The sequence below is a fragment of the Roseibium sp. M-1 genome (assembly GCF_054515675.1).
On the sequence record NZ_CM137257.1, the window covers coordinates 385,986 to 398,701 of the forward strand.

Below are 12,716 nucleotides of genomic sequence, written 5' to 3' on the forward strand. Positions count from 1 at the left end.
CGGCCGGTTTGTAGCAAAGAACAAGAAACGGAACTGAGATCCATGGCCAAGCGCTGGTACATTGTGCACGCCTACTCCAATTTCGAGAAGAAGGTCGCCGAGTCCATCCGCGAAAAGGCCGAACAGAAAGGCTTGTCCGATCTGTTTGAAGAAATTCTCGTTCCGATGGAAAAGGTTGTCGAAGTGCGCCGCGGCCGCAAGGTCGATGCGGAGCGAAAGTTCTTCCCGGGCTATGTCCTGGTGAAGATGGAGATGACCAACGAGGCGTTTCACCTGATCAAGGACACGCCGAAGGTGACCGGGTTCCTGGGTGCGGATCAGAAGCCGATGCCGATCCCGGAGCGCGAAGCCATGCGCATCATCAACCAGGTTCAGGAAGGTGTGGACCGGCCGAAGCCGTCCATCAGCTTCGAGGTTGGTGAGCAGGTGCGCGTGTCCGACGGTCCGTTCGCGTCCTTCTCGGGTCTTGTCGAGGAAGTCGACGACGAGCGCGCACGTCTCAAGGTGGCCGTGTCCATCTTCGGCCGCGCGACGCCGGTGGAACTGGAATTCGGTCAGGTCGACAAGCTCTGACTGTTTGCCGCTCCTGACAGGGCGGCCTGAATGCCCGGTGGAAAGGCTCTGAAGAGCTTCGATCCGGGGTGAATCGGTGGAAGGTTCCGGGGCTCATCGCCGGGCTCCGTTGAGGAACCAGACCACCAACTCCCAGGCAGGCGGATTGCCGTCCGGCTGCAAATTATTGGAGAGACAAATGGCGAAGAAGATTGATGGCTACCTGAAGCTGCAGGTGCCGGCAGGCTCCGCGACCCCGTCGCCGCCCATCGGGCCGGCTCTCGGTCAGCGTGGTCTGAACATCATGGAATTTTGCAAGGCCTTCAATGCGGCCACGCAGGACGCGGAAAAGGGCGCTCCGTGCCCGACCGTGATCACGTACTACTCCGACAAGTCCTTCACCTTCGAAGTGAAGACGGCTCCGGTCAGCTTCTTCCTGAAGAAGGCCGCCAAGCTGCAGAAGGGCTCCCAGACCCCGGGCCGCGGCACGGTCGGTTCTGTGACCAAGGCTCAGGTGAAGGAAATTGCCGAAGCCAAGATGAAGGACCTGAATGCCAACGACGTCGAAGCAGCAATGCTGATGGTCGAAGGCTCCGCCCGGTCCATGGGCCTCGAGGTAACGGAGTAAGATCATGGCGAAGGTTGGAAAGCGTATCAAGACAGCGCGTGAAGGCATCGACCGCAACAAGCTGTATTCCCTGAACGAAGCCATCAGCCTCGTGAAGGACCGTTCCAAGACCAAGTTCGACGAAACCGTTGAAGTTGCGATCAACCTGGGCGTTGACCCGCGTCACGCCGACCAGATGGTCCGCGGCGTCTGCATCCTGCCGAACGGCACCGGCAAGACCGTCCGCGTGGCTGTCTTTGCTCGTGGCGACAAGGCCGAGGAAGCAAAGGCTGCCGGTGCCGACATCGTCGGTGCGGAAGAGCTGGTTGCGGAAGTGCAGGGCGGCAAGATCGACTTCGATCGCTGCATTGCCACTCCGGACATGATGCCGCTGGTCGGCCGTCTCGGTAAGGTACTCGGCCCGCGCGGCCTGATGCCGAACCCGAAGGTCGGCACCGTGACCCCGGACGTCAAGTCTGCTGTCAACGACGCCAAGGGCGGCGCTGTTCAGTTCCGCGTCGAAAAGGCCGGTATCGTCCATGCCGGCGTTGGCAAGGTGTCTTTCACTGAAGCTGCGATCACCGAGAACGTCAAGGCTCTCGTCGATGCCGTTCAAAAGGCCAAGCCGACCGGTGCAAAAGGTTCCTACCTGAAGCGCATTGCCGTGTCCTCCACGATGGGCCCGGGCGTCAAGGTCGACCTCGCCTCCATCGCAGGCGAATAATCCGGGTTTCCGGATTGATATGAGATTTCGGCCGAAAGGCCGGATAGACCCGGCGGTCAGCTGCCGGGTTGCCCTGTCCGAGACTGCAGGTGCCGGGAAACCGGCTTAAGCCTTAAAGGCCTGCATAGATGGGTGAGAACCGAATTCTCCGCGACCCGCGGAAAGACTTGGTTCGAACCAGACCTTGCCGCGCGCTTCTCAAGCGCGAGGGTGAGGGGACAGGACCCTGAGCGTCGCCAGATGGACGGTTCCGGGTTCGGGACCTGCCTGAAGGCGGCAAAGGTAAACCGGTGGCGGCAACGCCACCAAATGGAGAAGGCAAGTGGAAAGAGCGGAAAAGCACGAGTTCGTGACGTCTCTCAACGCAGAGCTGGGTAACACCGGCGTCGTTGTCGTCGCGCACTATGCAGGTCTTTCGGTTTCTCAGATGACCGCACTGCGCGCATCTGTACGTGAAGCCGGCGGCTCTGTGAAAGTCGCAAAAAACCGCCTTGTGAAACTCGCCCTTCAAGGCACCGACCTTGAGCACATCTCCGACCTGTTTCAGGGCCCGACCGTCATCGTCTATTCCGACGATCCGGTAGCCGCTCCGAAAGCAGCCGTCGACTTCGCCAAGGCAAACGACAAGTTTGCAATCCTTGGCGGTGCTCTGGGCACGACCAACCTGAACCCGGATGGGGTCAAGTCTCTGGCAACCATGCCGTCGCTCGATGAGCTGCGCGCGAAACTGGTTGGCATGATCCAGACCCCGGCAACCCGGATTGCACAGGTTGTCAACGCACCGGCCGGGCAGCTCGCCCGCGTCTTCGGCGCGTACGCCAAGAAGGACGAGGCCGCATAAGGCGTCCTAAACACACTGTCTCAAGTAACCAAAACTGGTTCGAACTTAAGGTACTAAGAAAATGGCTGATCTCGAAAAGCTCGTTGAAGAACTGTCCGCACTGACCGTCATGGAAGCTGCTGAACTCAGCAAGCTCCTGGAAGAAAAGTGGGGCGTTTCCGCTTCTGCTCCGGTTGCAGTCGCTGCTGCTGCCGGTGGCGGTGAAGCTGCTGCTGCTGCTGAAGAGCAGACTGAATTTGACGTTATCCTGGCTGCTGCCGGCGACAAGAAAATCAACGTCATCAAGGAAGTCCGCGCTATCACCGGCCTGGGCCTGAAGGAAGCTAAGGAGCTCGTCGAAGGCGCTCCGAAGCCGGTCAAGGAACAGGTAAGCAAGGCAGAAGCAGAAGAGCTGAAGAAGAAGCTCGAAGAAGCTGGCGCGACTGTCGAGCTGAAGTAATAAAGGCCCTTCGGCCTTTTGAACGGTCCCGGGCAACCGGGACCGTACCTAGCCCCGGCGGGATTTTCCCGTTTCCGGGGCGAACGTACCACTAGGGCCCCGTGATCCGCCTGTCGGAAATCACGAGGTTCAAAGTCCCCAATGACAGGTCAACCTGTCTGGTTTCGGGTGAGGGCACCTGAAGCAGGTTGATCAGGGGGGACGGTTTTCCGAAGCGCCCGGGCAGTGGCCCGATTGGAAAAGGGGCGTTTCGGGAAGCCGTTACCCGGCCGATACGAGGAGCGACAATGACCCAAACGTTCAACGGTCGCAAAAAGGTCCGTAAATACTACGGATCGATCCGCGATGTCGCGGCAATGCCCAATCTCATCGAGGTTCAGAAAGCGTCCTACGACCAGTTCCTGCAGGTCGAAGAGATGCCGGGCGGCGGCCGCAAGAATGATGGCTTGGAAGCCGTCTTCCAGTCCGTATTTCCGATTTCCGATTTTGCGGGCACTTCCCTTCTGGAATTTGTTTCCTACGAATTTGAAGCTCCCAAATACGACGTCGACGAGTGCCGCCAGCGCGACATGACCTTCGCAGCTCCGCTGAAGGTGACCCTGCGCCTGATCGTGTTCGATGTCGATGAAGATACCGGCGCCAAGTCCGTCAAAGACATCAAGGAACAGGATGTCTACATGGGCGACATGCCGTTCATGACCGACAACGGCACCTTCATCGTCAACGGCACCGAGCGCGTCATCGTCTCCCAGATGCACCGTTCTCCGGGCGTGTTCTTCGACCATGACAAGGGCAAGACCCATTCCTCCGGCAAGCTGCTCTTCGCAGCCCGCGTGATCCCGTATCGCGGTTCCTGGCTCGACATCGAGTTCGACGCCAAGGACATCGTGCATGCGCGTATCGACCGCCGCCGCAAGATCCCGGTGACCTCGCTCCTGATGGCGCTTGGCCTGGACGGTGAGGAAATCCTCAACACCTTCTACAACCGGGTCGATTACACCCGGCAGAAGGATGGTTCCTGGCGCATGCCGTTCGACGGCAACCGTTTGAAGGGTACCAAGGCTTCCTACGACCTGATCGACGCCGACAGCGGCGAAGTGGTCATCGAAGGCGGCCGCAAGATCACCGCGCGCACGATCAAGCAGCTCGAGGAAAAGGGCGTCAGCGCCCTGAAAGTTACCGACGAAGACCTGCACGGCCAGTACCTGGCCGAGGACATCGTCGACATGAAGAGCGGCGAAATCTATGCGGAAGCAGGCGACGAAATCTCCGGCAAGCTGCTGGAAGAGCTGGTCGATCGCGGTTACCACGACCTGACGATGCTCGACATCGACCATGTCAACACCGGTCCCTACATCCGCAACACGCTTTCGGTTGACAAGAACGAGTCCCGTGAGGATGCGCTCTTCGATATTTACCGTGTGATGCGCCCGGGTGAGCCGCCCACCATCGACACCGCCGAGGCCATGTTCCAGTCGCTGTTCTTCGACGAAGAGCGCTACGACCTGTCCGCCGTCGGCCGCGTGAAGATGAACATGCGTCTCGACCTGGAATGCGAGGACACGGTTCGCACGCTGCGCAAGGCAGACATCCTGGAAGTCATCCGGGTTCTGCTCGAACTGCGCGACGGCAAGGGCGAGATCGACGACATCGACAACCTCGGCAACCGCCGCGTCCGTTCCGTCGGCGAGCTGATGGAAAACCAGTACCGCGTCGGCCTCCTGCGTATGGAACGTGCGATCAAGGAACGCATGAGCTCCGTCGAAATCGACACGGTCATGCCGCAGGACCTGATCAACGCCAAGCCGGCTGCCGCTGCCGTGCGTGAATTTTTCGGCTCCTCGCAGCTGTCGCAGTTCATGGACCAGACCAACCCGCTGTCGGAAGTCACCCACAAGCGCCGCCTGTCGGCCCTTGGCCCGGGCGGTCTGACCCGCGAGCGCGCAGGCTTCGAAGTCCGCGACGTTCACCCGACGCATTACGGCCGTATCTGCCCGATCGAGACGCCGGAAGGTCCGAACATCGGTCTGATCAACTCGCTGGCAACTTTTGCCCGCGTGAACAAGTACGGCTTCATCGAAAGCCCGTACCGGAAGGTCAAGGACGGTGCCGTCACCAACGACGTCGTCTATCTGTCCGCCATGGAAGAGGCCAAGCACTACGTGGCGCAGTCCAACGCCGTCTATGACGACGAAGGCCGCTTCACCGAAGAGCTCATCACCTGCCGCCACGCTGGCGAAAACATGATGGTTCCGTCCGACAAGGTCGACCTCATGGACGTGTCGCCGAAGCAGCTCGTGTCCGTCGCCGCGGCGCTCATTCCGTTCCTTGAGAACGATGACGCCAACCGCGCCCTGATGGGTTCGAACATGCAGCGTCAGGCCGTGCCGCTCGTCCGCGCCGAGGCACCGTTCGTCGGTACCGGCATGGAGCCGATCGTGGCCCGCGATTCCGGTGCTGCCATCGGTGCCCGCCGTGCAGGCGTGGTCGACCAGGTGGACGCGACCCGTATCGTTATCCGTGCAACCGAAGATCTCGATCCGGGTAAGTCCGGCGTCGACATCTACCGGCTGCAGAAGTTCCAGCGCTCCAACCAGAACACCTGCATCAACCAGCGTCCGCTGGTGCGCGTGGGTGACCGGGTGCACAAGGGCGACATCATCGCGGACGGTCCGTCGACCGACCTCGGCGATCTGGCCCTCGGCCGGAACGTGCTCGTCGCGTTCATGCCCTGGAACGGCTACAACTTCGAGGATTCCATCCTCCTCAGCGAGCGCATCGTCTCCGACGACGTCTTCACCTCCATCCACCTCGAGGAATTCGAAGTGATGGCGCGTGACACGAAGCTCGGTCCGGAAGAAATCACGCGCGACATTCCGAACGTTTCGGAAGAAGCGCTGAAGAACCTCGATGAAGCCGGCATCGTCTATATCGGCGCAGAACTGCAGCCGGGCGACATCCTCGTCGGCAAGATCACGCCGAAGGGCGAAAGCCCGATGACGCCGGAAGAAAAGCTTCTGCGCGCCATCTTCGGTGAAAAGGCATCCGACGTTCGCGACACCTCCCTGCGCCTGCCGCCGGGGGTTTCCGGTACCGTCGTCGAAGTGCGCGTCTTCAACCGCCACGGCGTTGAAAAGGACGAGCGCGCGATGGCGATCGAGCGTGAGGAAATCGAACGCCTCGCCAAGGACCGCGACGACGAACAGGCGATCCTCGACCGCAACGTCTATGGCCGCCTGGCCGAGATGCTGATGGACAAGACCGCCGTTGCCGGCCCGAAGGGCTTCAAGAAGGACACCGTTCTGACCGGGGACGTCCTGAACGACTTCCCGCGCTCGCAGTGGTGGCAGTTTGCCACCGACGACGAGAAGTTCATGTCCGAGATCGAAGCCCTGCGCGGTCAGTATGACGACAGCCGCAAGCGTCTCGAGCAGCGTTTCATCGACAAGGTCGAGAAACTGCAGCGCGGCGACGAACTGCCGCCTGGCGTCATGAAGATGGTCAAGGTCTTCGTTGCCGTGAAGCGCAAGCTTCAGCCGGGCGACAAGATGGCCGGCCGTCACGGCAACAAGGGCGTCGTGTCCAAGATTAACCCGTGCGAAGACATGCCGTTCCTGGAAGACGGCACGCATGTCGACATCGTTCTGAACCCGCTCGGCGTGCCTTCGCGCATGAACGTCGGCCAGATCCTTGAAACGCACTTGGGCTGGGCTTGCCGAGGCATGGGTCACCGGATCGGCGAAATGTACGAAGAGTACAGGAAGTCGGGCCAGATCGAGCAGCTGCGCGGCAAGATCGTCGAGATTTATGGCGACAACCTCAAGGGTGACAGCGTCAAGGACTTCGACGACGAAGGCATCGTGCGTCTGGCGGAACAGCTGAAGAAAGGCGTCAGCATCGCGACGCCGGTCTTCGACGGTGCCCGTGAGCCGGACGTGGTCGAGGCGCTCGAAACCGCCGGCTACAACGTCAGCGGCCAGTCGGTGCTGTACGATGGCCGGACCGGTGAAGAGTTCGACCGCAAGGTGACCGTGGGCTACATCTACATGCTGAAGCTCCACCACCTGGTCGACGACAAGATCCATGCCCGTTCGATCGGCCCGTACTCGCTCGTGACCCAGCAGCCGCTGGGTGGCAAGGCGCAGTTCGGTGGCCAGCGCTTCGGCGAAATGGAGGTCTGGGCGCTTGAAGCTTACGGTGCAGCCTACACGCTGCAGGAAATGCTCACAGTCAAGTCGGACGACGTTGCCGGCCGTACGAAGGTCTACGAGGCCATTGTTCGCGGCGACGACACGTTCGAGGCGGGCATTCCGGAAAGCTTCAACGTGCTTGTGAAGGAAATGCGGTCCCTGGGTCTCAACGTTGAACTTCAGCGTACCGATGTACCCGCGATCGGCGAGGAAGAAACTGCGGACGCCGCAGAATAACCCCGCCAACGGACCACAAATGACTTGGTATGCCGGTGACGGGGAGAGGCTTGGAAGCCCGCTCCCCGGCCGTGCATCGAAGGAGACGGACCATGAATCATGAGGTCATGAACCTGTTTAATCAGCAGGCTCCCACACAGACCTTCGACAACATCCGGATTTCGCTTGCGAGCCCGGAAAAGATCTTGTCCTGGTCCTTCGGCGAAATCAAAAAGCCGGAGACCATCAACTACCGTACGTTCAAGCCGGAACGCGACGGCCTGTTCTGCGCCCGTATTTTCGGCCCGATCAAGGACTACGAATGTCTTTGCGGCAAGTACAAGCGCATGAAGTACAAGGGCGTCATCTGCGAAAAGTGTGGCGTTGAAGTCACCCTGTCGCGCGTGCGCCGTGAACGCATGGGCCATATCGAACTGGCTGCGCCGGTTGCGCATATCTGGTTCCTGAAGTCCCTGCCGAGCCGCATCGGCCTTCTGCTCGACATGACGCTGAAGGATCTGGAGCGCGTGCTCTATTTCGAGAACTATGTGGTTCTCGAACCGGGCCTGACCCCGCTGAAGCAGCACCAGCTTCTGTCGGAAGAAGACTTCATCGCCGCTCAGGACGAGTATGGCGAAGATGCCTTCACCGCCATGATCGGCGCCGAAGCGATCCGCGAGATCCTGCAGAGCATGGATCTGGAGCGCGAAAGCGAGAAGCTGCGCCAGGAGATCGCCGAGGCGACCACCGAGCTGAAGCCGAAGAAGCTGGCCAAGCGCCTGAAGGTCATCGAAGCCTTCATGGAATCCGGCAACCGCCCGGAATGGATGATCATGACGGTCGTTCCAGTGATCCCGCCGGATCTGCGTCCGCTGGTTCCGCTCGACGGCGGCCGGTTCGCGACGTCGGATCTGAACGATCTCTACCGCCGCGTGATCAACCGCAACAACCGCCTGCGCCGCCTGATGGAACTGCGCGCTCCGGACATCATCATCCGGAACGAAAAGCGCATGCTGCAGGAATCCGTCGATGCGCTGTTCGACAACGGCCGCCGCGGCCGCGTCATCACGGGTGCCAACAAGCGTCCGCTGAAGTCGCTGTCCGACATGCTGAAGGGCAAGCAGGGCCGGTTCCGCCAGAACCTGCTCGGCAAGCGCGTCGACTATTCCGGCCGTTCGGTCATCACCGTGGGTCCGGAGCTGAAGCTGCACCAGTGCGGCCTGCCGAAGAAGATGGCGCTTGAGCTCTTCAAGCCGTTCATCTATTCGCGCCTCGACGCCAAGGGCTTCTCCTCGACCGTCAAGCAGGCCAAGAAGCTGGTCGAAAAGGAACGCCCCGAGGTCTGGGATATCCTTGACGAGGTCATCCGCGAGCACCCGGTTCTCCTGAACCGTGCGCCGACGTTGCACCGTCTCGGCATCCAGGCCTTCGAACCGACCCTGATCGAAGGCAAGGCCATCCAGCTGCACCCGCTCGTCTGCTCGGCCTTCAACGCCGACTTCGACGGTGACCAGATGGCCGTTCACGTACCGCTGTCGCTGGAAGCCCAACTCGAAGCGCGTACGCTGATGATGTCCACGAACAACATCCTGCATCCGGCAAACGGTGGCCCGATCATCGTTCCGTCCCAGGATATCGTTCTCGGCCTCTACTATCTCTCCATCATGGCAGAGGGTGAGCCGGGCGAGGGCATGGTCTTCGGCAACACGGGTGAGATCCACCACGCGCTGGCCAACAAGGTCATCACGCTGCACACCAAGATCAAGGGCCGGTTCAAATCCGTCGATGCCGACGGCAATCCGACCTCCGAGATCAACGAGACCACTCCGGGCCGCATGCTCATTGCGGAGCTTCTGCCGAAGCACCACGAAGTGCCGTTCGAGGTCTGCAACAAGCTGATGACCAAGAAGGACATCTCCAAGATGATCGACACGGTTTACCGTGCCTGCGGTCAGAAGGAGACGGTTATCTTCTGTGACCGGATCATGCAGCTCGGCTTCAAGAATGCCTGTAACGCCGGCATTTCCTTCGGCATGGACGACATGGTCATCCCGGACACCAAGCACAAGCTGGTGGCCGAGACCTCGTCGCTCGCGACCGAATACGAGCAGCAGTACAACGACGGTCTCATCACCCAGGGCGAAAAGTACAACAAGGTTGTCGACGCCTGGGCGAAGTGCACCGACAAGATCGCCGACGAGATGATGGCCCGCATCAAGGCGGTCCAGATCGATGAGGAAACCGGACGCCAGAAGCCGATGAACTCGGTCTACATGATGTCCCACTCCGGTGCCCGTGGTTCGCCCCAGCAGATGAAGCAGCTGGCCGGCATGCGCGGCCTGATGGCCAAGCCGGACGGTTCCATCATCGAGAACCCGATCATCTCTAACTTCAAGGAAGGCCTGTCGGTTCTGGAGTACTTCAACTCCACGCACGGTGCTCGTAAGGGTCTGGCCGATACCGCTCTGAAGACCGCGAACTCCGGTTACCTGACACGTCGTCTCGTGGACGTCGCCCAGGATTCGATCATTATCGAACCGGATTGCGGCTCTACTCGCGGCATCACCGTGGCCCCGATCGTCGATGCTGGTAACGTCATCGCCTCTCTCGGCATGCGCGTTCTCGGCCGCACGACCGCGGAAGATGTCTTCAACAACCAGACCGGAGAACTGCTTGTCGCCAAGGGCAAGCTGATCGACGAGAAGGACGTTGACGCCATCGAGGCCGCCAAGGTGCAGCAGATCAAGATCCGTTCGGTTCTGACCTGTGAAACCGAAACCGGCGTCTGCGCGACCTGCTACGGCCGCGACCTTGCTCGCGGTACCCCCGTGAACATGGGCGAAGCTGTTGGTGTTATTGCCGCACAGTCCATCGGTGAACCTGGCACTCAGCTGACCATGCGTACCTTCCACATCGGCGGTACGGCGCAGGTTGTCGACAGCTCGTTCATCGAGTCCAACGTCGACGGCACGGTCAAGATCCGGAACCGCTCGGTCAACCGGGATACGGAAGGCAACCTGATTGCCATGGTCCGCAACATGTCCATCGTTGTCATCGACAGCGACGGCAACGAGCGTGCCGTGCATCGCGTGGCCTACGGCTCCAAGCTGCATGTGGACGAAGGCGATGCCGTCAAGCGCGGCCAGCGGATCGCGGAATGGGATCCCTATACCCGTCCGATGCTGGCTGAAGTCGACGGTATCGTGGACTTCGAGGACCTGGTCGACGGTGCGTCCGTTCAGGAAACGGCCGACGAGGCGACCGGCATCACCAAGCGTGTCGTCATCGACTGGCGGTCTTCCCAGCGCGGTCAGGATCTCAAGCCTGCGGTCGTCATCAAGGACGCCAAGGGTGCGATCTCCAAGACCGACCGTGGTTCCGATGCCCGCCTGATGCTCTCCGTGGACGCGATCCTGTCGGTCCAGCCGGGCGCATCGGTCAAGGCCGGTGACGTTCTGGCCCGTATCCCGCTGGAAAGCGCCAAGACCAAGGACATCACCGGTGGTCTGCCGCGCGTTGCGGAACTGTTCGAGGCCCGCCGTCCGAAGGATCATGCGATCATCGCCGAAATCGATGGCACGATCCGCTTCGGCCGCGACTACAAGAACAAGCGCCGCGTCATCATCGAGCCGGCGGAAGAGGGCGTCGAGCCCGTCGAATACCTCATCCCGAAGGGCAAGCACTTCCATCTGCAGGAAGGCGATGCCATTGAAAAGGGCGAGTATATCCTCGACGGCAACCCGGCTCCGCACGACATTCTGGCCGTCAAGGGCGTGGAGGCTCTCGCAGCTTACCTCGTCAACGAAATCCAGGAAGTCTACCGCCTGCAGGGCGTGACCATCAACGACAAGCACATTGAAGTGATTGTCCGCCAGATGCTGCAGAAGGTCGAGATTACCGATCCGGGCGATACGGAGTTCTTCTCCGGCGAGCAGATCGACAAGATCGACTTCGAGGAAGCCAACCAGAGGGCTATCGATGCTGCCCGCGACCCGGCCAAGGGCGTGCCGGTTCTGCTCGGTATCACCAAGGCCTCGCTGCAGACACGTTCGTTCTTCTCCGCCGCCTCCTTCCAGGAGACGACCCGTGTCCTTACGGACGCTGCGGTCAACGGCAAGATCGACCCGCTGGTCGGCCTCAAGGAGAACGTCATCGTCGGCCGCCTGATCCCGGCCGGTACCGGCGGGGTCATGAAGCGGATCCGCCAGATTGCGACGCATCGCGACGACCTGATCCAGGAAGCGCAGCGCCAGCAGTCTTCGGACAGTGCCGCCGAAGGCCTTCTGGAAGACATGACCGGAGCTGCCGAATAAACGGCAACTTCATGAAGCAATCGAAAGGCCGCCTCCGGGCGGCCTTTCTGTATGATGAGCGAGAAAGGATCGCGCCATGAACGACAATGAAGAAGAACTCGATCCGGTGGTCTATATCGTGATCGGCCGGGTCTGGCAGGATGAGGATGCCTCGCCGGAAGATGCCATCATCATCCATGCTCTGCTGAAGGCACCGGATGATGACGATGCCGTCCGCCGGACATTGGAGTCGCTGTCCTCGCAGGGGTTCGCAGAAGCCGAGCTGGAGCAGATCGGTGTGATGGACGGCGAGCCGGACGATCCGACCTATGAAGGCGCATACCAGGATGCGCTTGCCGGCAACGTCGCGATCGTCACCTTCGCGGAATAAGGTGGTCTGATACGCGTGGAAGGGCAGGGCGGTTGCCCTGCATTTTCCGCATGGCCGACCGCCGGAAAACGGAGGGCTTTCCGTTGGCCGGGAAGGAAGCCTCGCATTCGCGCGAATCCTTCCGGAAAATCAGGGAGACTCGCCATGCCGTATGCTTGCGGCCGGCCCCGGTTCTTCCGATTTTGACCCACCGGATAAAGGCTTGATTCATTTCTTTGCAAAGAAGTGGAATCGGCCTCGGAAATAAAATTTCAAAACTTGCGCCAGAACATTCCTGAAATTGGCGTAAGGTGCGGAAATCATGTCGAAAATTCAAATGACCGATCTGTAATCGGCGGAAATGCGGTTTTTTCGACAAAGCACTTGACGCAACAGGTGCATATGAGTAGTTTTCGCGCATCCCAAGGGCAGGCGGTAAGAGTGAACCCGTCCAGCGCCACCAAGGCGCAGGACCCAATCCTCTT

General features: G+C 60.4%; 8 protein-coding genes. All 8 read left to right on the top strand.

Going from position 1 to position 12,716, the window contains the following annotated elements; translation table 11 throughout:
* Positions 1-42: 42 nt before the first annotated feature.
* The 8 genes from nusG (at position 43) to ACX3M4_RS01855 (ending at position 12,252) form a co-directional block, all read left to right on the top strand.
* Positions 43-573, top strand: a complete 531-nt coding sequence (gene nusG, locus ACX3M4_RS01820) for a transcription termination/antitermination protein NusG (protein WP_459356896.1) — start codon at positions 43-45, stop codon at positions 571-573.
* 178 nt (positions 574-751) lie between these two features.
* Positions 752-1,180: a 50S ribosomal protein L11 gene (gene rplK / locus ACX3M4_RS01825; RefSeq protein ID WP_459356897.1), complete on the top strand. Its 429-nt coding sequence runs from the start codon at positions 752-754 to the stop codon at positions 1,178-1,180.
* Between the two features lie 4 nt (positions 1,181-1,184).
* Positions 1,185-1,883, top strand: a complete 699-nt coding sequence (gene rplA, locus ACX3M4_RS01830) for a 50S ribosomal protein L1 (RefSeq protein WP_459356898.1) — start codon at positions 1,185-1,187, stop codon at positions 1,881-1,883.
* A gap of 322 nt (positions 1,884-2,205) precedes the next feature.
* Positions 2,206-2,724 carry a 50S ribosomal protein L10 gene (gene rplJ / locus ACX3M4_RS01835; protein WP_459356899.1) on the top strand — a complete coding sequence of 173 codons (519 nt, stop codon included), beginning with the start codon at positions 2,206-2,208 and terminating at the stop codon, positions 2,722-2,724.
* A 61-nt stretch (positions 2,725-2,785) separates the two neighbouring features.
* Positions 2,786-3,163 carry a 50S ribosomal protein L7/L12 gene (gene rplL / locus ACX3M4_RS01840; protein WP_459356900.1) on the top strand — a complete coding sequence of 126 codons (378 nt, stop codon included), beginning with the start codon at positions 2,786-2,788 and terminating at the stop codon, positions 3,161-3,163.
* A gap of 287 nt (positions 3,164-3,450) precedes the next feature.
* Positions 3,451-7,590: a DNA-directed RNA polymerase subunit beta gene (gene rpoB, locus ACX3M4_RS01845; protein ID WP_459356901.1), complete on the top strand. Its 4,140-nt coding sequence runs from the start codon at positions 3,451-3,453 to the stop codon at positions 7,588-7,590.
* 92 nt (positions 7,591-7,682) lie between these two features.
* Positions 7,683-11,882 (top strand): DNA-directed RNA polymerase subunit beta', encoded by a 4,200-nt coding sequence (gene rpoC, locus ACX3M4_RS01850; RefSeq protein WP_459356902.1) that lies wholly within the window; start codon positions 7,683-7,685, stop codon positions 11,880-11,882.
* Positions 11,883-11,958: 76 nt separating this feature from the next.
* On the top strand, positions 11,959-12,252 hold the full coding sequence (locus ACX3M4_RS01855; protein ID WP_459356903.1) for a regulator: 294 nt from the start codon (positions 11,959-11,961) through the stop codon (positions 12,250-12,252).
* Positions 12,253-12,716 lie beyond the last annotated feature (464 nt).

Excerpts from the sequence above, each read along its gene's own strand:
- rpoC (WP_459356902.1), top strand. The coding sequence starts at position 7,683 with ATGAATCATGAGGTCATGAACCTGTTTAATCAGCAGGCTCCCACACAG.
- ACX3M4_RS01855 (WP_459356903.1), top strand. The coding sequence starts at position 11,959 with ATGAACGACAATGAAGAAGAACTCGATCCGGTGGTCTATATCGTGATC.
- nusG (WP_459356896.1), top strand. The coding sequence starts at position 43 with ATGGCCAAGCGCTGGTACATTGTGCACGCCTACTCCAATTTCGAGAAG.
- rplA (WP_459356898.1), top strand. The coding sequence starts at position 1,185 with ATGGCGAAGGTTGGAAAGCGTATCAAGACAGCGCGTGAAGGCATCGAC.
- rplK (WP_459356897.1), top strand. The coding sequence starts at position 752 with ATGGCGAAGAAGATTGATGGCTACCTGAAGCTGCAGGTGCCGGCAGGC.
- rpoB (WP_459356901.1), top strand. The coding sequence starts at position 3,451 with ATGACCCAAACGTTCAACGGTCGCAAAAAGGTCCGTAAATACTACGGA.
- rplL (WP_459356900.1), top strand. The coding sequence starts at position 2,786 with ATGGCTGATCTCGAAAAGCTCGTTGAAGAACTGTCCGCACTGACCGTC.